Source organism: Streptomyces sp. NPDC007991, assembly GCF_042958445.1.
GTDB lineage: Bacteria > Actinomycetota > Actinomycetes > Streptomycetales > Streptomycetaceae > Streptomyces.
This window is the reverse complement of sequence record NZ_JBIBJD010000003.1, coordinates 120,152-139,525: the sequence shown is the minus strand read 5'-3', so window position 1 is coordinate 139,525 and position 19,374 is coordinate 120,152. Positions and strand designations below refer to the sequence as shown.

Genomic DNA, 19,374 nt, shown 5'->3' with positions numbered 1-19,374 from the left:
CGGGGCAGGCCCACACTGCTTGGAGAGAATCATGACTACACCGAACGTGGCAGCCATCCGTTCCGTCGAGCTGGAGGTCACCGGCCGTTGCCAGCTCAAGTGCACGCACTGCTGCACCAGCTCGGGCCCGAAAGCGTCCGCCGGCGCCATGACTGACCAGGACTGGCTGGACACCATCACGGACATCGCCGAACTTGGTATTCCCGCAGTGCAGTTCATCGGCGGTGAGCCGACGCTTACCCCCTACCTCCCCCGGTACGTCGACCACGCCCTGGGCGCCGGCCTGAAGGTCGAGGTGTACTCCAACCTCACCCACATCCGGCCCGGCCTGTGGTCCGTGTTCGAGCGGCCGGGCGTGTGCCTGGCCACCAGCTACTACAGCGACCAGGCCGAGCAGCACGAGCAGATCACCAAGGGGCCCGGCAGCTACCGGCGCACCCGCGACAACATCGCCGAAGCCGTGCGCCGCAGCATCCCCCTGCGCGTCGGCATCGTCGAAGTCCTCGACGGTCAGCGCGTTGCTCAGGCACAGGAGGAACTGCGTCGGCTCGGGGTGACGAGCATCAAGGTGGACCGGGTCCGCAAGGTGGGCCGCGCCGCCAACCAGGCCGCCGCGGTACCGAGCACGTCGGAGCTGTGCGGCAACTGCTTCCGCTACCGCGTGTCCGTCGACCCTGACGGCAAGGTGTCCGGGTGCATCCTGTCGCGGTTCCTCGTCGCCGGGAACGTCCGCGAGCAGCGTCTCGCTGACATCCTGAACAGCGACCGCTGGCAGAAGCTCACCGACGCGGTCCCTCTGCCGCGTGCCGCTTGTCCGCCCGACGACTCCGGCGACTGCGACCCGGCGAACACCGAGGCGTGCGATCCTGCGTACGCCATGGCCCCGACGACGCCCAGCCTCGGAGTGACCGCGTGATCTGGGAAACCTGCGCAGCAGAACTCGCCGACCGCGTGACGCACCGGTCCTCGCGCTGGCGGGGAGCCGTCTCCCGTACGCCACGGCACCTCTTCGTACCGAAGTGGTGGGACATCGATGACGGCCGCTGGGTGCTGCGCGAACCGGTGAACGAGGACGCCTGGTTCCAGGCCGCCTACAGCGACCGCTCGCTGATCACCCGCGTCGGAACCCTGCACGCGGACCGGGCCAAGCCGGACGACCACCCCACCGGCCGGCCGACCTCGTCGGCGACACTTCCCAGCCTGGTCGTGCGCATGTTCCAGCACGCCCGGATCGACGACGGCGACGAGCTCCTGGACGTGGGCACCGGCAGCGGGTACGGAGCCGCGCTCGCCGCACACCGGCTCGGCGACCAGGCAGTGACGAGTGTGGACGTCGACCACTACCTCGTCGAGGCCGTCCGCGATCGGCTTGAGCAGGCTGGCCTGCGCCCGACCTTGGAGCCGGTCGACGCGACCGGACCGCTCCCCGCCCGCGCGGGCAGGTTCGACCGGATCGTTGCCACCGTCGCCGTGCGGAGCGTCCCGGCGAGCTGGCTGACGGCTCTGTGCGTCGGCGGACGGCTGGTCACGACGATCGCCGGGACGTCGCTGCTGGTGACCGCTGAGAAGCGACCGGACGGCAGCGCCCAAGGCCGCGTGGAGTGGGACCGCGCCGGATTCATGCACGCCCGGCACGGCGACGACTACCGGCCTGGCCTGACCGGGATCCTCGCCGCCGCACACGACATGGACGGCGAAGACGTGGCGACCAGTCCGTACCCGGTGGTCGACGTCGCCAACGCGTGGGACCTCGACTCGATGCTTGGTGTCACCGCGCCCGGCATCGAGCACTCCTACCAGGAGCAGGGGGAGCGGCGGACGGCAGTGATGGCGCACGCCGACGGCTCGTGGGCCCGCGCGGTCACCGGCGGCGACGGACGAACGGTGGTTCACCAGGGCGGGCCGCGCCGCCTGTGGGACATCCTGGACGGGCTCCGCGCGTACTGGCTCCAGCACGGTGAACTCCCCGCTCGCGGCGCCCGGGTTCTCATCACCCCGGACGGAGAGACACGTCTCGCCCGCGGCAAGTGGCGAGCCGTGCTGTAGTCCTCCTTGGCCGGCCCCGCTCGTCTGCTTCCCCCCGTGGCAGATGAGCGGGGCCTGGAACTACGCCGCACCTCCGGACGGCCGACCCCGCATCCTCCACCGCGGCCGACCGCCATATGTACGCCCGCCCGTCCTCTCCACCCCGTCCTCGTGGCGAGAGCGTGGGCTGCTTGCCCCCCCCGGGCCCGGAACGCGAACGACGCCGCGGCGTTCGCGCGTCCGCTGCCGGCGTCACCGGCCGCCCCGCTTCACCCTCGGCGAGCACGGGACGGGGCGGCCCACACACCGGAGGACACGGCCGAGCCACGCGCGAGGTGCTCAACCGTCCAGATGACGGAGCCGTGCCCTCCCTGCTGCCCCGCAGACACAGCCGCCTGTGGGGCAGCCCGGCCTCAGCCCAGCAATGTTGTCCCCACCGGCTGCGCCTGCTCCTCCGCAGCCGTCAGAGGCCGAATGTCGGTGACCCCCAAGAGGCCGGGTGAGCCGTCCGACAAAGCCCCCTCTTCGCTCCATCAGGGAGGGCATCCTTGCGAAGCCCCATGTGATGTTGATCGGGAACACCGTCTCGTCGGCGAGCCCGAGATAGAGCCGCCATTCCCCGTCTGGGGCCTGTTCGGTGCACTGGAATTGCAGGAGCGCGCAGATCGGTTCACTCACTTCGGCTTCCATGGTCACTTCCTCCCGACGAGCCCTTGCCATGACAGGGCCCTGAGCATGGCCTCAGGCGTCGCCTCTGCGAGGCTGTCGTACGCGCGAAAGTCCGCCAGCTGGAGCGGGAGCGCGACGCGGGCAAGACGAAAAAAGCCGGCCGCCCGCCAACGGTGGAGCAGTGGCTCACCACATGGATGGACACGGCCTGCGCGCGCAAGGTCGCGGACGGCACCATGAGCCCGCCAACCCTCGACGACTACCGATCGACGTGCAGGCTCTACCCTCTTCCCCGGCATCGGGAAGCACCGCGTCGACAAGCTCGGCGCCGAGCACCTGGACGCCCTGTACCTGCGCATGATCAAGCAGGGGTTGGCATCGGGCACGTGTTGAAGACCCACCGGATCCTCGCCCGCGCTCTGAAGGTGGCCATGCAGAGGGACATCGTGACGCGGAACGTTGCGACCCTCGTCGAGCCGCCGTCCTCGACCGAGGAGGAGATCGAGCCCGTCAGCCAGGCCGAGGCCCGCGGCCTGCTTGGCCCAGGCAGCGGAGCGCCGTAACGGGGCCCGCTGGTCGGTCGCCCTGGGGCTGCGGCAGGGCGAGGCGCTGGGGCTGCGCTGGAAGTACGTCGACCTGGACAACGGCGTCGCGAAGATCTGGTGGCAGCTCCAGCGGCTCACATGGCAGCACGGGTGTGACGACCCGCACGCCTGCGGCGCGGCACACCACCGCAAGGCGTGCAAGGCCGGCTGCAAACAGCACGCCCAAGCTGAAGAGCAACTGGCGCTGCAACCAGGCCCGAAACAGTCCAGCGGCCCCCCGAAGGAAACCCCTGGTCAGAGTGGGAGCCCCCTGTCGGATTCGAACCGACGACCTACGCATTACAAGTGCGTTGCTCTGGCCATCTGAGCTAAGGGGGCACCGCGTACTACACCGCCGTACGCGAGGGCGGCACCACTGTACACAGAGCCTGTTGCCCCGAGCCACGAAGTTCCGCCCCGCCCGGTCTCACTCCAGCTCGTACTCGAAGCGGTACGTCACGGTCGTCTCCCCCTGGCGCGCGGCGAAGTCGCCCTTCCCCCGCAGTCCGGCCAGCTCCCCGCTCCCGGAGTCCGGCACCACCTCGAACGTGCAGTGCACCGTCCCGTCCTCACCGAACCAGCCCCGCTCCTCCACCGCGAAGCTGCCCTCGCGCCCGTCGAGACGGCCGGTGATCAGTTCCATGCCGGTGAAGGAGCCGGTCTTCTGGGTGACGTAGACGATGGAGTACTCGCAGATCGTGCGGGCCGCCTCGATGCCGCCGCTGAAGGTGTTGCGGACGGAGGCGTGGGCGAGCCGGGGGTTCGCGTCCTCCCCCGGGCCGATCACTCGCTCCTGCCAGTCGGCGAAGGTGAAGTGGCCGGTGGTGGTGGTGTTCGTGGTGGTGTTCGTGGTGTTGGCGTGTGTGCCGGGCATGGTGCGTCCTCTCGAGCTGCCGGTGGCCGTGCGGGCCGTCTGAGAACAGCACTCTGCCCGCCGTACCTGACATCTCCTGTCAGGTACGGGGACGGGTACGGGGATGTCCACCGGACAATGGCCCCCATGCGTGCCGACCGGCTCCTCTCCCTGCTCCTGCTGCTCCAGAACCGCGGGCGGATGACCGCGCCCGAGCTCGCCGCCGAGCTGGAGGTGTCGGTGCGCACGGTCTACCGGGACGTCGAGGCGCTGGGTGCGGCGGGCGTGCCGGTGTGCGCGGATCGCGGGCCGGAGGGGGGCTACCGGCTGATGGACGGCTACCGGACCCGGCTGACCGGTCTGACGGACGCCGAGGCCGGGTCGCTGTTCCTCGCCGGGATGCCCGGCCCGGCGCGCGAGCTGGGGCTCGGGGCGGTGCTGGCCAGTGCCCAGCTGAAGGTGCAGGCCGCGCTGCCGGCGGAGTTGGCCGGGCAGGCGCGGCGGGTGCAGGAGCGGTTCCATCTGGACGCGCCGGCGTGGTTCCGGGAGGCCGATCCGGTGCCCTGCCTGGAGCCGGTGGCGGCGGCCGTGTGGGAGCGGCGGGTGCTGCGCGTGCACTACCGGCGGTGGCGGGGCGAGGTGCGCCGGGAGGTGCGGCCGCTGGGGCTCGTCCTCAAGGGCGGCATCTGGTACCTGGTCGCCCTGGCGGAGGAGTCCGTGCGGACCTACCGGGTCTCCCGCCTGCTGGCCGTGGAGGAGACCGGGGAGCTCTTCGACCGCCCGGCCGGCTTCGACCTGGCCGCCTGCTGGGAGGAGTCGTCCCGGCGGCTGGAGGCGGCCCTGCAGCAGGGTGTCGCCCGGGTGCGGCTCTCACCGCGGGGGCAGCGGCTGCTGCCCATGCAGTTCGGGGCTGCGGGTGCACGGGCGCTTGAGAGCGCGGGTGCGCCGGACGCGGACGGCTGGGTGGAGGTGGAGCTGCCCGTGGAGGCGGAGGCCGTGGCCGTCGGGGATCTGCTCCGGCTGGGTCCGGAGGCGGAGGTCCTCGGGCCGCCCGGGCTGCGGCAGGCCGTTGCGCGGGCGGTGGCGGCACTGGCGGACCGGTACGGGCGGCCGTGAGGTGTCTTCGAAAATTTCCACGAAGTTCACAGGGCCGGAGGTACTGACAGACCACGTGAACGCCAGGTACCGTCCTGAGCCAGTTCACCCGCGTGGACTACACCACCACGGAACACCGTCGTGGCACCGCCTTCCTACTCGGATCGTCCGGCACGTTCCTGCCGGTAGAAGGGGTTCATTCACCATGGCCACTGTCTCGTTCGACAAGGCGACCCGGGTCTACCCGGGTTCCACCAAGCCCGCTGTTGACGCGCTCGACATCGACATCGAGGACGGCGAGTTCCTCGTCCTCGTCGGCCCGTCCGGCTGCGGCAAGTCCACCTCGCTCCGCATGCTCGCGGGACTCGAGGACGTCAACGCCGGCGCCATCCGCATCGGCGACCGCGACGTCACCCACCTGCCGCCGAAGGACCGGGACATCGCCATGGTGTTCCAGAACTACGCGCTCTACCCGCACATGACCGTCGCCGACAACATGGGCTTCGCGCTCAAGATCGCCGGCGTGAACAAGGCGGAGATCCGGCAGAAGGTCGAAGAGGCCGCGAAGATCCTCGACCTCACCGAGTACCTGGACCGCAAGCCGAAGGCGCTCTCCGGTGGTCAGCGCCAGCGTGTCGCCATGGGCCGCGCCATCGTGCGTGAGCCGCAGGTGTTCCTCATGGACGAGCCGCTGTCCAACCTGGACGCCAAGCTCCGTGTCTCCACGCGTACGCAGATCGCCTCGCTCCAGCGCCGCCTGGGCATCACCACCGTCTACGTCACCCACGACCAGGTCGAGGCCATGACGATGGGCGACCGCGTGGCGGTCCTCAAGGACGGCCTGCTCCAGCAGATCGACACCCCGCGCAACATGTACGACAAGCCCGCCAACCTCTTCGTGGCCGGCTTCATCGGCTCCCCGGCGATGAACCTCGTCGAGGTCCCGGTGACCGACGGCGGCGTGAAGTTCGGCAAGTCGGTCGTGCCGGTGCAGCGCGACGCCATCGCCGCCACCACCGACAAGACCGTCACGGTCGGTGTCCGCCCCGAGCACTTCGACGTGGCCGGCCCGGACGTCGAGCAGGGCCTCGCGGTCACCGTGAACGTCGTCGAGGAGCTCGGCGCCGACGCCTACGTCTACGGCACAGCGAAGGTCGGCGACGACTCCAAGGACCTCGTGGTCCGTGTCAGCGGCCGTGACGTCCCGGACAAGGGCAGCCAGCTGCACATCGTGCCCCGCTCGGGTGAGACCCACGTGTTCTCGACCTCCACGGGCGAGCGCCTGTCCGACTGACCCACCGGCAAACGCACAACCCCGGGTGAATCACCCAGGTTGACGAAGAGGGCCCTGCGGCGTGCCGCGGGGCCCTTCTCGTTGTCGACAAATACCCCGGCATACCGGACGTTTCGAGCGGTGCGCGTCAACGCTCTACCCAAAAACGGGCACTCTCTCATCCCCCGAACCGGTGACTAAATGTCTACAAACCATTACCGCGCGCTACCCTCACACGCGTGAAGCACTCCACTAACCAACAGACGCGACGCGGCCGGGGCCCCGCCCGCCGGATCGGCCGCACCCTCGCTTTCGTCCTGCCCGTCGTCCTGGTGCTCTCCGGGACCCTCGCGGTCACCCGAGTCAACTGGTCGGGGAGCACCTCCGGCCCGGTGCTCACCGCCGCGGACACCAGCACGTCCGCCGGCACCCCGCGGGCGGCCAAGCGCGCCCCGCAGGACCTCCTGCGGGACCAACTGCTCACCGAACTCCAGGAGGAGAACCCGGGCGTCGCCCTCACCCATCTCCAGCAGGCCGTCAACGGCCGCCCGTCGCTGGCGAAGCACTGCGCGTCCATCGCCCGCGCCCTCGGACAGGCCGCCGTCCGGGTCTACGGCCCGACACGCGCCCAGTCCTACGCCCGCCCGGTCTGCGACACCGCCTTCGCCACGGGCGTCGCGGCCGCGCACACCTGAGCACCCCGCCCTGCCGCCGGACCAGAGAGGTGAGAAGCCGGCCGCGGCTGACGCGAGAACCCTTGTCCGCCGCGGCCCCGGGCGGGACGCCACGTACAGTTCGGTCTCATGAGCGATCCGAGCGCCGCGTCCCGCCCCGTTCAAGCCGTCGTTCTGGCCGGTGGCCAGGGCTCCCGGCTACGCCCGTACACCGACGACCGGCCCAAGCCGATGGTCGAGATCCCCGGCACGGGGACACCGATCATCGGCCATCAGCTGTCCTGGCTCGCCGAGGAGGGCGTGACGGACGTGGTGGTCTCCTGCGGCCACCTCGCCGAGGTGCTCCAGAAGTGGCTGGAGACGGCCGATCTGCCCGTCTCCGTCACCACGGTCGTGGAGTCGGAGCCCCTCGGCCGCGGCGGCGGCCTCAAGTACGCCGCCGCGCATCTGCCCCACCCGGACCGGCCCTGGTACGCCACGAACGGCGACATCTGGACCCGGTTCTCGCTGCGTGACATGGCGGACTTCCACGCCGAGCGGGACGCCGTCGCGACGCTGGCCCTGGCCCGCCCGAAGCTGCCGTGGGGTGCCGTGAAGACGGACGGCTTCGGCCGCATCACGGACTTCATCGAGGCCCCGCCGTCGACCTTCGAGATCAACGCCGGCGTGTACGTCTTCTCCCCCGAGTTCGCGGGGCTGCTGCCGGACCGGGGCGACCACGAGCGCACGACGTTCCCCCGGCTGGCCCGAGAGCGGAAGCTGGCCGGGTTCACGATCCCTCAGGGGTCGTATTGGCGTGCGATCGACACGGCGAAGGATCTGACGGAGGCCGCCAAGGAACTGGCGTCGTCGGGGCGCTGAGAACTCGGTCGGTTGCGGTCGTGGGGCGACTGCGGGCTTGTCGTGGCTTGTCGCGCCCACGCGGCGGAGCCGCATGGCAAACACAGCCCCGCGCCCCTTGTGTCTGCTGCCCCCTCTGCGTCAGAAGGGCCCCGCGCCTCAAAGGTGCGGGGCCCTCTTGGTGCCTGCTCTGCCGGCTACCCCAGCAAGCCGCCCACCAGGCCCGGGCGGCCCGTGGACGAGGAGCCGCCGCCCTCGCCCGTGCTGCCGGTCGAGCCCGTGCCGCCGCTTGCCGTGCCGCCGGACGCCGTACCGCCGGAGGTCGGGCCGGAGGTGGTACTCGGGGCCTGGCCGGCCGGGGAGGACTGCTGGGGCGGGGCCTGACCCGCGCTGCCCTGGGTCTGGCTGGGCGAGCCGCCGGTGACCGTGCCGGCGTCCCGGGTGGCGCCCGGGCTGGTCGTGGTGCCCGCGCTGGGGCTGGCCGAGCCGGCCGTGACGCCCTGGGTGGGCGAGGTGGGGGCCGACGGGGTCCGCGGGTCCTGCCGCTTGCCGGGCTCGCCCGGGAGCGGGGAGCCGGGCAGTTCGTTGCGCGGGGCCTCGCCGGGGCCGGGGACGACGACCCGGTCGGCATCGCGCACGGCGCCGCCGAGCAGCGAGCCGACGAGCAGCGTGAGGCCGCTGGCGACGGCGGTGACGAGGGCGCCGCGGCGCAGCACGAAGCGGCGCAGGTCCCAGATGTCGGCGCGGGGTCCGAGGCGCCGCCAGGCGCTGCCGGCCAGGCGGCCGTCGACGGAGTAGACGGGAGCGCCGGCGATGATCAGCGGGGACCACGCGGCGAGGTAGATGATGTCGGGGGTCTCGTAGACGGGGACGCTCTTCCAGCTGACGGTGACCAGCAGCGCGGCCGAAAGCAGGGCGCCGAAGCAGGCGGCGACGCGCTGCCAGCAGCCCAGCACCGTCAGGACGCCGACGATGACCTGGGCGAAGGCGATGGCCAGTCCGGTCCCGACCGGGTGCTCGAAGGCGAACTGCCGCAGCGGCTCGGCGACTTCCCAGGGGTGCAGCGTGTTCAGCCACTTGACCATGGAGCCGCGCTTGCCGCCTTCGAAGTAGACGGGGTCGCACAGCTTGCCCATGCCGGCGTAGATGGAGATGAAGCCGAGGAAGACGCGCAGCGGGAGCAGGACGACGCCGAGGTTCATCCGGCGGCCCGGGTAGTAGGCGTGCCGTGCCGGGTCGTCGCCGTGGCGCTTGCCGCCCCGCCGGGTGTCGTCCGCCTCGTCGGCGTCGTCCTCGAACTCCTCCTCCGCGTAGCCCGGTTCGTCGTAGCCGGGCTCGTCGTAGGCGGGTTCGTCGTACGCGCTGCCGGCCGTGCGCATGGGAGGCAGCAGCCGGGTGCCGTCGGCGGGCTCGTGGCTGCGCTGCGGGCCGACGACGGGGGTCTCGACGGTCTGGGTGAGCTCGTCCTGGTAGCCGTCGCCCTGGTAGCCGGTGCCGCCGTAGCCGCCGTCCTGGTACCCGGCGCCGTAGCCCGGGGCCTGCGGGTCGGTGCCGACGCGGGAGATGACCTGGGTGGCCCCGGTGTCCGTGGCGGACTCCTCGGGGTGGCGGACGCTCTCGTGCCGGACGGCCTGGAGGAGCCGGTGGGCGCCGGTGTCGTCGGGCGCGGACTTGCCGCTCCAGACGACGGGACGGCGGCGGGTGGCGGCCCCGTCCGCCGCGCCCCCGGCGGTGACGACGGGGATGCGGGCGGTGTCCTCGCTGGTGGTCAGATGCCGTGCGACCCGGGGGGACTGGACGCGACGCGTCGAGACGCCCAACTGCACGCGGAAACTCGCGTGATTGACGATGACCTGCGCCGGGTCGCTCGGCACCTTCACCATGCTCAGCGCGGGAGCGTCGTCGAGTCCCGACGAGCGTTCCCCCGTGGGTGTGCGGGGTGTTCTGGTGTCCACGCTCATCTAACCGAGTGACGTCGGGATAGGACACTGCTTTGACTCGCCGGATCTGTCCGGACCCCGTCAAGCTTGTCCTCGTCGCCCCGATGGTCCCGGAATTAACTCGTACGGATGAGGTGGCGGACGCCTGTTCAGCCGCGCAGGCGGGCCGCCTCGTACAGCACGATCCCCGCCGCCACACCGGCGTTGAGCGACTCGGCGCCGCCCGGCATCGGGATCCGCACACGGAAGTCGCAGGTCTCCCCGACCAGCCGGGACAGGCCCTTGCCCTCACTGCCGACGACGATGGCGACGGGCCCGCCGAGGGCCTCCAGCTCACCGAGTTCGACCTCGCCGTCGGCGGCGAGTCCGACGACCACGATGCCGGCCTTCTTGTACGCCTCCAGCGCGCGCGTCAGGTTGGTGGCGCGGGCGACGGGCGTACGGGCGGCCGCACCGGCGGACGTCTTCCAGGCACCGGCCGTCATCCCGGCGGCCCGCCGCTCGGGTACGACGACGCCGTGCCCGCGGAAGGCGGAGACGGAGCGGACGACCGCGCCGAGGTTGCGCGGGTCGGTCACCCCGTCGAGCGCGACGATCAGCGGGTCCTCACCGGCGTCGGCGGCGGCATCGGCGAGGTCCTCGGGGTGCGCGTACTCGTACGGCGGGACCTGGAGCACCAGGCCCTGGTGGTTGAGCCCGTTCGTCATCCGGTCGAGCTCGGGGCGGGGGGCCTCCATGAGGTTGATCCCGCCGCGCTCGGCGGCGAGCTGGAGGGCCTCACGGACGCGCTCGTCGTTGTCGATGAACTGCTGGACGTACAGCGTGGACGCCGGCACGCCGTCGCGCAGCGCCTCGTAGACCGGGTTGCGGCCGACGACCAGCTCGGACGTGGACTTGCCGCCGCGGCCCCGGGGCGCGGGACGGCGCGCGGTCTGCCGCGCCTTGGCGCTCGCGACACGGTTCTTCTTGTGTCCCTTGCGCATCTCGGCGGGCGGAGTGGGGCCCTTGCCCTCCAAGCCCTTGCGTCGCTGGCCGCCACTGCCGACCTGCGCGCCCTTCTTGCCGGACATGCGGCGGTTGTTGGCTGCCATGACCTACCTGTCTGTGGGTGCGGTGCGTACGTACGTCTGTGCAGTGTGCCGCCCGGAGGCCCGGGCGGCACAATCGATCTTCCGGATCGCGGTCGGGTCAGCGCGGTCCGAGGCTCCAGCGCGGCCCCTGCGGGCTGTCCTCGATGACCAGGCCGGACTGACCGAGCTGGTCGCGGATGGCGTCGGCGGTGGGCCAGTCCTTGCGGGCCCGGGCGGCCTCGCGCTGGTCGAGGACCATGCGGACGAGCGTGTCGACCACGCCGTGCAGGTCGGCGCCGCGGTCGCTCTCCCCGGCCCAGTGGGCGTCGAGCGGGTCGAGCCCGAGGACGCCGAGCATGGCGCGGACCTCGGCGAGCCGGGCGACCGCTGCTTCCTTGTCGTCGGCGGACAGCGCGCTGTTGCCCTGCCGGACCGTGGTGTGCACCACGGCGAGGGCCTGCGGCACGCCCAGGTCGTCGTCCATCGCCTCGGCGAAGGCCAACGGCACCTCGGCGGCCGGCTCGACGGCACCGGCCTTCTCCACCACGCGCTGCACGAAGCCCTCGATCCGCGCGAACGCCGACTCGGCCTCGCGCAGCGCCTCCTCGCTGTACTCGATCGTCGAGCGGTAGTGCGGGGTGCCGAGGTAGTAGCGCAGCACGATGGGCCGCCAGCGCTTGACCATCTCGCTGACCAGGACCGAGTTGCCGAGCGACTTCGACATCTTCTCGCCGCTCATGGTGACCCAGGCGTTGTGCACCCAGTACTGGGCGAAGTCGTCGCCGTAGGCCTTGGCCTGGGCGATCTCGTTCTCGTGGTGCGGGAAGACCAGGTCGAGGCCGCCGCCGTGGATGTCGAAGGCGGCGCCCAGGTACCTGTGCGCCATCGCCGAGCACTCCAGGTGCCAGCCCGGACGGCCGCGGCCCCACGGCGTCTCCCAGCTGGGCTCCCCCGGCTTCGCCGCCTTCCACATGGCGAAGTCCCGCGGGTCGCGCTTGCCGGTGATGCCCTCCTCGGCGGGCTGGCGCATCTCGTCGAGGTCCTGCCGGGACAGCTCCAGGTAGGAGGGCCAGGAGCGGACGTCGAAGTAGACGCTGCCGTCGGCCTCGTAGGCGTGCCCCCGGTCGATGAGGCCGCGCATCATCTCGACCATCTCGGTGATGTGGCCGGTGGCGCGGGGCTCGTAGGTCGGCGGCAGGCAACCCAGCTCGGTGTAGCCGTCGTTGAAGGCGCGCTCGTTCTCGTAGCCGATGGCCCACCAGGGGCGGTTCTGGTCGGCCGCCTTGGCGATGATCTTGTCGTCGATGTCCGTCACGTTCCGCACGAACGTGACGTCGTAGCCGCGGTACGCGAACCAGCGGCGCATGATGTCGAAGTTCAGACCCGACCGGATGTGCCCGATGTGGGGCGCTGCCTGCACGGTGGCACCGCACAGGTAGATCGAGACACAACCCGGCTTGAGCGGGGAGAAGTCACGGATCTGCCGGGCGCTGGTGTCGTACAGGCGAATAGTCACGGGACCAGGGTAGTAGGCCGTGGGGGGTGTGTGGGGCAGAGCCGTCACCCGGCCCGTACGACCAGCGCCGTCGCCACCGCCATCAGGCCCTCGTCGCGTCCGGGGAAGCCCAGTCCGTCCGTCGTCGCGCCCGACACGGAAACCGGTGCTCCGGCCGCCTCCGACAGCAGCTTCTGAGCCTCGTCCCTGCGCTTGCCGATCTTCGGCCTCGGGCCGACGACCTGTACGGCGATGTTGCCGATGCGGAAGCCGGCCGCGCGGACGATCCGGGCGGCCTCCGTCAGCAGCGTGATGCCGGACGCGCCCGACCACTCGGGGCGGCCGGTGCCGAAGTGCTGTCCCAGGTCGCCGAGGCCGGCCGCCGAGAACAGCGCGTTGCACGCGGCGTGCGCGACGACGTCCGCGTCGGAGTGGCCCGCGAGGCCCGGGCCCTCACCCTCCCACTTCAGCCCGGCGCACCACAGCTCGCGCCCTTCCTCGAAGGCGTGGATGTCGGTGCCGATGCCGACCTGGGGCAGGGGCATCGGGGGGGTGCCGCTGGACGCGGGCGTCTCGTCAGAAGCCATCGTTGAGCCTCCTGCGGGCCAGGACGGCCTCCGCGAGCACCAGGTCCAGGGGGCGGGTGACCTTGAACGCCTCCTCGTGGCCGGGCACCGCCACGACCGTGAGGCCGAGCTGTTCGACCATGCCGGCGTCGTCGGTGACGTCACCGGTGACCGTCTCGTGTGCTCGTACCAGCGTCGTCCGGTCGAAGCCCTGCGGTGTCTGCACCGCCCGCAGCCGCGCACGCTCCGGCGTGGCGACGACCGGCTCCGGCTCGCCGGGCGCCCGGGCGGGCTCGACCTGCTTGACGGTGTCGGCGAGCGGCAGGGCCGGGACCACGGCCGGGGCGCCCTCGCGTACGGCCTCGATCACGGCGTCGACCGTGTCCACCGGCACCAGCGGCCGGGCCGCGTCGTGCACCAGCACGATGTCGTGGCCGGGGGGCAGCGCGTCCAGGCCGAGCTTCACGGATTCCTGGCGGCTCTGCCCGCCCGGTACGACGAGGAAGTCGGTCCGCTCGGGCAGCGCGTGCGCGGCGAGCAGCGACTTGACCTCGGCGGCACCGTCGGGCGGGGCCACGACGACGACCAGCGAGACGGCGCGGGAGGCGGCCATCGCGCGCACCGCGTGGATGAGCATGGGGGTGCCGCCCAGCGCGCGGAGCGCCTTGGGGGCTCCCGGGCCGAGCCGCACACCACGGCCGGCGGCCGGGATCACGGCCGCCGTACGGCCTGCCGGAGGGGCGGCCGACGGCGAGGGACGCGATTCGTCAGACATCGGTTCCTGTCAGGTTTGTGTGTTGCCCTGGGGTGGGTATGGCGTGGAGGAGTGCCGGGCGCGACGCGCTCGACCGGACCCTTCCGTGACGCTGGTCGAGCCGGCTGCCCGGGCCCGGCACGCCAAGCACCGGATCGTGAGTGATAACACATCCGGCGGTGACGGCGCATTCGGCATCCGAGTACGAACATGCCGCAGCGCCCGGCGACTGGAGAATGTCATCGGGCACCGCGGCATTTCGATGTGCAGGATTGATCAGCAGAGTGCTGAGCGACCGGCTTCGCCTCAGGAGGCGAGAACCTCGTCGAGCAGGGCCTCGGCCTTGTCCTCGTTGGTGTTCTCCGCGAGGGCAAGCTCGCTCACCAGAATCTGGCGGGCCTTGGCGAGCATGCGCTTCTCGCCGGCGGAGAGTCCGCGCTCGCGCTCACGACGCCACAGGTCACGCACCACTTCCGCGACCTTGATGACATCGCCCGAGGCGAGCTTCTCCAGGTTTGCCTTGTAACGACGGGACCAGTTCGTGGGCTCCTCGGCGTACGGCGCGCGCAGCACCTCGAAGACCCGGTCCAGCCCGTCCTGACCGACCACATCACGCACGCCGACGAACTCCGCATTGTCCGCTGGCACACGCACTGTCAGGTCACCCTGGGCGACCTTCAGCACCAAGTAGGTCTTGTCCACGCCTTTGATCTGGCGAGTTTCGATAGCCTCGATCAGCGCGGCCCCGTGATGGGGATAGACCACGGTGTCGCCAACCTTGAACGTCATGTGACAGGTACCCCTTCCGTGGCTATCCAGGGTAACACGGAAACTGCGGGTTCTGAATGGCGTTTTCGCAGGTCAGGGCATATCTCGGGGCTTGACAAGTCCGACAGGAACGTGCTTCGGACAGGGGATGGAAGAAGGTATTCGCAGGTCGGAGCGGCTGTCCGGGCCGAGTGAAACGCGTACGTTACACACATCCGGACCCCCTTCCAAGCGGCCGAACATCCCCATATGTCCGGTTCCGTATGATCGACTTCCGCTACTCCGTTCGATGGCCCGAGCCGGGTTCCGGTCGAATCCGGAATTGATCACCGGGCGTCCCGGCGAGCCGCCGGTGATCAATTCCCAGGTGGTCCGCGCATTCCTTCACGGAAAATCCGCGCTGCCGCCCGAGGCTCTTATGTGAATGCCCGACGAGCACCCGCCAATGTGACCTGGGTGTCACTTGTGACTAGGTGGACCGCAGGTGCCGGGGGGTCGGGTGCGGCCGGGCGGGAACGGCTCGGTAACCTGAGGCCTGCTGACAGACACTTAGGGCGGCTTTATCGGCCGCTCCGCTCGAGTCAAGGAGTTGCCGCCGCCGTGAGCAGCAGCCTTCGACGCGGCGTCCTCGCCGCGGCCGCCATCGCGTTCTCCGTCACCTCGCTCGCCGCGTGCGGCGCCGGCAGCGACGCGCAGACCCTCGAGATCAAGCCGGACAACGCGGCGACGAGCGTCGGCAACATCAAGGTCCAGAACGCGATCGTGATCACGCAGCCCGACCTCGAGTCGACCGGCCCGGCCGCGATCTCCGCCACCTTCTTCAACTCCGGCAGCAGCGCCGAGACGCTGGAGTCCATCACCCTGCCCGGCACCGGCAAGAAGGCCGAGCTCAAGCCCGCCAAGGGCGGCAGCCTGAGCATCCCGGCCCACGGCTCGCTGGTCCTGGGCGGCAAGGACAACGCCGCCGCCGTGCTGCCGAGCAGCCGCGAGGCCGTCCAGGACGGCAACGCCCAGAAGGTCACCTTCACCTTCAGCAAGACGGGTGACGTCAGCCTGCGCGCCTTCGTCGTCCCCGCCGAGCACTACTTCAAGGAGTGGGGCCCGACCGAGGTCCCGGCCGCTCCGGGCGCCTCCGCGTCCCCGTCCGGCTCGCCGTCGGGGAGCCCCTCCGGTTCGCCGACCGGCACCGAGAGCCCCGCCGCCGGCGAGAACCCGGGCGGCCAGGAGTCGCCGCGCACGCCGACCGACGCGGCCTCGGCGAGCGCCGGGCACTGAGCGGCCGTAGCAGGAGTCACAGCAGGGGCGGGACCTCCGGGAGGTCCCGCCCCTGCTGTGTGTGTCGCACGCGGCCGGTTTACGGCTCGAACTTGTAGCCCAGGCCGCGGACCGTCACCAGGTAGCGCGGGGCACCCGGGTCCGGCTCGATCTTGGCGCGCAGGCGCTTGACGTGGACGTCGAGGGTCTTGGTGTCACCGACGTAGTCGGCGCCCCAGACGCGGTCGATGAGCTGCATGCGCGTGAGCACGCGGCCGGCGTTGCGCAGCAGCATCTCCAGCAGGTCGAACTCCTTCAGCGGGAGGTCGATCTTGGTGCCGCCGACGGTGACCACGTGCCGGTCGACGTCCATCCGGACCGGGCCGGCCTCCAGCGCGGCCGGGGTGACCTCCTCCGGCTCGCCTCTGCGGCGCAGCACGGCGCGGATGCGGGCGACCAGTTCGCGCGAGGAGAAGGGCTTGGTGACGTAGTCGTCGGCTCCTATCTCCAGGCCGACGACCTTGTCGATCTCGCTGTCCTTGGCGGTCACCATGATGACGGGGACGTTGGAGCGGCCGCGCAGCTGGCGGCAGACCTCGGTGCCCGGCAGGCCGGGCAGCATCAGGTCGAGGAGGACGAGGTCGGCGCCGTTGCGCTCGAACTCGTCGAGTCCGTCGGGCCCGGTGGTCGCGACGGCGACCTCGAAGCCCTCCTTGCGGAGCATGTACGACAGGGCGTCGGAGAAGGACTCCTCGTCCTCGACGACGAGCACTCGGGTCACGGAAGGACCTCCGGGGCAGGAAGCGTTTCGTACGCGGTTGATTCGGGGGATGTGGGGGTGGACCGCCCGGCCTCTTCGTCGAGGCCCGCGCCTCCTGCGCGTTCTGATCGGGCGGGCTGCTGATGTGCGCGGTCGCGGGCCGCACCGGCCTCCGGCAGCCGCAGGGTGAAGGTGGAGCCCTGGCCTTCGGCGCTCCACACCGTGACCTCCCCGCCGTGCGAGGCGGCCACGTGCTTCACGATCGCCAGCCCGAGGCCCGTACCGCCGGTGGCACGGGAGCGGGCCGGGTCGACGCGGTAGAAGCGCTCGAAGATGCGTTCCTTGTCCTTGTCGGAGATGCCGATGCCCTGGTCGGTGACGGCGATCTCGATGTGCTCCCCGCCGGGCGCGTTCACCTTGCGGGCCGCTATGCCGACGCGGGTGCGGGCGGGCGAGTAGTTGACCGCGTTCTCGACGAGGTTGCCGAGGGCGGCGGCGAGCTGGCCGCGGTTGCCCCACACATACAGGTCGGCGGTGCCGCCCGCAGCCATGGTGATCTCTTTGGCGCCGGCCTGATGCCGGCAGCGGTCGATGGCCTCGGCGACGAGTTCGTCGACACGGACCGGCTCGGCGTCCTCCAGCGGGTCGTCGTTCTGCACCCGGGAGAGGTCGATGAGCTCCTGGACCAGGCTGGTGAGCCGGGTGGCCTCGATCTGCATGCGCCCGGCGAACCGCTCGACGGCCTCGGGGTCGTCGGAGGCGTCCATGACGGCCTCGGACAGCAGGGACAGGGCGCCGACGGGCGTCTTCAGCTCATGGCTCACGTTGGCGACGAAATCGCGCCGCACCGCCTCGATCCGGCGGGCCTCGGTGAGGTCCTCCACGAGCAGCAGCACCAGCCGGGAGCCGAGCGGCGCGACCCGCGCGGAGACGGCCAGGGCCTCCCCGCGTCCGGTGCCGCGCCGCGGCAGGTCCAGTTCGACCTGGCGTATCTCACCGTCGCGCCGGGTGTCCCGGGCCATCTGGAGCATCGGCTCGACGGCGAGCTTGCCGCCGCGGACCAGACCGAGGGCGTACGCCGCCGAGCTGGCCTTGACCACCGCGTCCGCCTCGTCGAGCACGACGGCGGAGGACCTGAGGACCGACAGGACGGTGTCCACGCCCGGCGGGAGCACCGCGTCCGTGTGGAGGGAGCTGCGCGTGGGGCGCTTCTGTTCACGCTCACTCCAGCGGAACGCCAGCATGGCGATGACGCCGGTGAGCACCCCGGCGATCGCCGCCACTGCGGCGACCGCCGCGTTCACGTCCATGCACCCAGGTTAGGCATGGGTCGGGCACGGGCCACAGCCGTCCGGCTGCGACCTCGAACACTCGTCGCCCAGAGTTCACCTTGGAGCCAGTATTGGTTCATTTGGGATGACGGAAACGGACGCGTACGGGCCGGAACGTGGGAGCGTGGGGTTCGGACCGTTGGCACTACGACGGTCGCACCGCCGGTTGTCCGGTGGGCCCCGGCCCTTGAACCCCGACACGGACGCACGAGAGGGATGCCTGATGCGGGACGCGTACCACGAGGAACTGGACTCGATCGGCGACGGTCTGGTGGAGATGGCCCGGCTGGTCGGCTCGGCGATCGGACGCGCCACCACCGCCATGCTCGACTCCGATCTGAAGCTGGCCGAGAACGTCATCGAGGCCGACCAGAAGGTCGACGAGCTCCAGCACGACCTGGAGGCCCGGGCCATAGCCCTGCTGGCGCGGCAGCAGCCGGTGGCGACGGACCTGCGCATCGTCGTCACGTCGCTGCGCATGTCGGCCGACCTGGAGCGCTCGGGTGACCTCGCCCAGCACGTGGCGAAGCTCGCGCGCCTGCGCTACCCGGACCGCGCGGTCCCGAGCGACCTGCACGCCACCATCCTGGAGATGGGCCAGCTCGCCCAGCGCCTGATGGCCAAGGCCGCCGAGGTGATCATCACCAAGGACGTCGACCTGGCGCTCCAGCTGGAGCAGGACGACGACGAGATGGACCTGCTGCACCGCACGCTCTTCCAGCACCTGATGGACGACCGCTGGAAGCACGGCATCGAGACGGCCGTGGACGTGACGCTGCTCGGCCGCTACTACGAGCGGTTCGCCGACCACGCGGTCTCGGTCGCCAAGCGGGTGGTGTACCTGGTGACGGGTGAGCACGCGGACGAGCTCCAGACGGATGTGCAGCCGGAGATCCAGGCGGTGACGGGGTCGGAGAGCGCCTGAGCGTGCGGGTGAGTCGGCCCGTGGCCGGGGTCGGCGGGGAATCGCCGTGGCCGCCAGTGGCCGGGGCCGGCGGGGATCGGCCGGGGCCGCCAGTGGCCCGGGCGCGGGGATCTGCCGTGGCGCGTGGGCGCCTCTGTGCGCCGTTGATGCGCCCGGCGGAGCGGGCATCCAATGGGCACAGGCACCAGCCTCGAGGAGGGACCCATGGCCGAATCCCCCAGCACCATGCCCGACCCCACGCGGCAGCGCGAGACCGAGCAGCCCGCCGAGACCAGGAACCTGCCCCTGGTCGCCGCATGCGGCTGCGGCTCGGGCTGCGGATGCGGATGCCAGTCGGGCAGCCCCTGCCAGTGCGGCTGACGCCGGCGTTCTCGTAGGACCAGCAGGGCCCCGGCGGTTCGCCGCCGGGGCCCTGCCACGTTGTGAGGGATTCGGACGTCGTGGTGCCTTCGTACCGGTACGGGCGGACCATGGAGGTACGCCCGCTGTTTCGGCGTG

The 19,374-nt window shown here is 71.2% G+C and carries 19 protein-coding genes and 1 tRNA gene; 10 read left to right on the top strand and 10 right to left on the bottom strand.

Going from position 1 to position 19,374, the window contains the following annotated elements:
- Window positions 1-31: 31 nt before the first annotated feature.
- The 3 genes from ACFZDA_RS09095 to ACFZDA_RS09085 all read left to right on the top strand — a co-directional run bounded on the left by ACFZDA_RS09095 (window position 32) and on the right by ACFZDA_RS09085 (window position 3,257).
- Complete coding sequence (locus ACFZDA_RS09095) at window positions 32-916, top strand: radical SAM protein (RefSeq protein ID WP_391077228.1); 885 nt, start codon at window positions 32-34, stop codon at window positions 914-916.
- The gene (locus ACFZDA_RS09090) at window positions 913-2,046 is read left to right on the top strand and encodes a methyltransferase domain-containing protein (protein WP_391077224.1); all 1,134 of its coding nucleotides are present in this window, start codon (window positions 913-915) and stop codon (window positions 2,044-2,046) included. The genes ACFZDA_RS09095 and ACFZDA_RS09090 overlap by 4 nt, the downstream gene beginning before the upstream one ends.
- A gap of 1,034 nt (window positions 2,047-3,080) precedes the next feature.
- Window positions 3,081-3,257 (top strand): hypothetical protein, encoded by a 177-nt coding sequence (locus ACFZDA_RS09085; RefSeq protein ID WP_391077221.1) that lies wholly within the window; start codon window positions 3,081-3,083, stop codon window positions 3,255-3,257.
- A gap of 286 nt (window positions 3,258-3,543) precedes the next feature.
- Here ACFZDA_RS09085 and ACFZDA_RS09080 read toward each other — a convergent pair.
- Window positions 3,544-3,617, bottom strand: a tRNA-Thr gene (locus ACFZDA_RS09080).
- Window positions 3,618-3,705: 88 nt separating this feature from the next.
- Window positions 3,706-4,152 carry a DUF3224 domain-containing protein gene (locus ACFZDA_RS09075; protein ID WP_391077218.1) on the bottom strand — a complete coding sequence of 149 codons (447 nt, stop codon included), beginning with the start codon at window positions 4,150-4,152 and terminating at the stop codon, window positions 3,706-3,708.
- A 126-nt stretch (window positions 4,153-4,278) separates the two neighbouring features.
- Between ACFZDA_RS09075 and ACFZDA_RS09070 the strand changes: the two genes are divergently transcribed.
- From ACFZDA_RS09070 to ACFZDA_RS09055, 4 genes are all read left to right on the top strand, one after another.
- Window positions 4,279-5,247 (top strand): WYL domain-containing protein, encoded by a 969-nt coding sequence (locus tag ACFZDA_RS09070; protein ID WP_391077215.1) that lies wholly within the window; start codon window positions 4,279-4,281, stop codon window positions 5,245-5,247.
- A 184-nt stretch (window positions 5,248-5,431) separates the two neighbouring features.
- Window positions 5,432-6,520: a sn-glycerol-3-phosphate ABC transporter ATP-binding protein UgpC gene (locus ACFZDA_RS09065; RefSeq protein WP_391077212.1), complete on the top strand. Its 1,089-nt coding sequence runs from the start codon at window positions 5,432-5,434 to the stop codon at window positions 6,518-6,520.
- Between the two features lie 218 nt (window positions 6,521-6,738).
- Window positions 6,739-7,194: a hypothetical protein gene (locus ACFZDA_RS09060; protein WP_391077210.1), complete on the top strand. Its 456-nt coding sequence runs from the start codon at window positions 6,739-6,741 to the stop codon at window positions 7,192-7,194.
- Between the two features lie 108 nt (window positions 7,195-7,302).
- A complete protein-coding gene (locus ACFZDA_RS09055) occupies window positions 7,303-8,034 on the top strand; it encodes a sugar phosphate nucleotidyltransferase (RefSeq protein WP_391077208.1) in 732 nt (243 codons plus the stop codon).
- 176 nt (window positions 8,035-8,210) lie between these two features.
- Here ACFZDA_RS09055 and ACFZDA_RS09050 read toward each other — a convergent pair whose 3' ends face one another.
- The 6 genes from ACFZDA_RS09050 to ACFZDA_RS09025 form a co-directional block, all read right to left on the bottom strand.
- Window positions 8,211-9,974 carry a DoxX family membrane protein gene (locus ACFZDA_RS09050; protein ID WP_391077205.1) on the bottom strand — a complete coding sequence of 588 codons (1,764 nt, stop codon included), beginning with the start codon at window positions 9,972-9,974 and terminating at the stop codon, window positions 8,211-8,213.
- Window positions 9,975-10,102: 128 nt separating this feature from the next.
- On the bottom strand, window positions 10,103-11,044 hold the full coding sequence (gene rlmB / locus ACFZDA_RS09045) for a 23S rRNA (guanosine(2251)-2'-O)-methyltransferase RlmB (RefSeq protein WP_391077202.1): 942 nt from the start codon (window positions 11,042-11,044) through the stop codon (window positions 10,103-10,105).
- A 97-nt stretch (window positions 11,045-11,141) separates the two neighbouring features.
- Window positions 11,142-12,539 carry a cysteine--tRNA ligase gene (gene cysS, locus ACFZDA_RS09040; protein ID WP_391077199.1) on the bottom strand — a complete coding sequence of 466 codons (1,398 nt, stop codon included), beginning with the start codon at window positions 12,537-12,539 and terminating at the stop codon, window positions 11,142-11,144.
- Between the two features lie 44 nt (window positions 12,540-12,583).
- On the bottom strand, window positions 12,584-13,105 hold the full coding sequence (gene ispF, locus ACFZDA_RS09035) for a 2-C-methyl-D-erythritol 2,4-cyclodiphosphate synthase (RefSeq protein ID WP_391077196.1): 522 nt from the start codon (window positions 13,103-13,105) through the stop codon (window positions 12,584-12,586).
- Window positions 13,095-13,859, bottom strand: a complete 765-nt coding sequence (gene ispD, locus ACFZDA_RS09030) for a 2-C-methyl-D-erythritol 4-phosphate cytidylyltransferase (RefSeq protein ID WP_391077193.1) — start codon at window positions 13,857-13,859, stop codon at window positions 13,095-13,097. The genes ispF and ispD overlap by 11 nt, the downstream gene beginning before the upstream one ends.
- Before the next feature lie 285 nt (window positions 13,860-14,144).
- Window positions 14,145-14,627 (bottom strand): CarD family transcriptional regulator, encoded by a 483-nt coding sequence (locus ACFZDA_RS09025; protein WP_003953493.1) that lies wholly within the window; start codon window positions 14,625-14,627, stop codon window positions 14,145-14,147.
- Window positions 14,628-15,206: 579 nt separating this feature from the next.
- On the opposite strand from ACFZDA_RS09025, the gene ACFZDA_RS09020 reads away from it, so the two are divergent.
- The gene (locus tag ACFZDA_RS09020) at window positions 15,207-15,881 is read left to right on the top strand and encodes a DUF461 domain-containing protein (RefSeq protein ID WP_391077190.1); all 675 of its coding nucleotides are present in this window, start codon (window positions 15,207-15,209) and stop codon (window positions 15,879-15,881) included.
- 79 nt (window positions 15,882-15,960) lie between these two features.
- On the opposite strand, the gene ACFZDA_RS09015 is transcribed toward ACFZDA_RS09020, so the two are convergent.
- On the bottom strand, window positions 15,961-16,641 hold the full coding sequence (locus ACFZDA_RS09015) for a response regulator transcription factor (protein ID WP_030243122.1): 681 nt from the start codon (window positions 16,639-16,641) through the stop codon (window positions 15,961-15,963).
- On the bottom strand, window positions 16,638-17,930 hold the full coding sequence (locus ACFZDA_RS09010; RefSeq protein WP_391077186.1) for an ATP-binding protein: 1,293 nt from the start codon (window positions 17,928-17,930) through the stop codon (window positions 16,638-16,640). Before ACFZDA_RS09010 ends, ACFZDA_RS09015 begins: the two co-directional genes overlap by 4 nt.
- Before the next feature lie 244 nt (window positions 17,931-18,174).
- Between ACFZDA_RS09010 and phoU the strand changes: the two genes are divergently transcribed.
- Both phoU and ACFZDA_RS09000 read left to right on the top strand, forming a co-directional pair.
- Window positions 18,175-18,876, top strand: coding sequence for a phosphate signaling complex protein PhoU (gene phoU, locus ACFZDA_RS09005; protein ID WP_391077183.1), 702 nt, complete (start codon window positions 18,175-18,177; stop codon window positions 18,874-18,876).
- 204 nt (window positions 18,877-19,080) lie between these two features.
- A complete protein-coding gene (locus tag ACFZDA_RS09000) occupies window positions 19,081-19,236 on the top strand; it encodes a hypothetical protein (protein ID WP_391077179.1) in 156 nt (51 codons plus the stop codon).
- The last annotated feature ends 138 nt before the right edge of the window (window positions 19,237-19,374 follow it).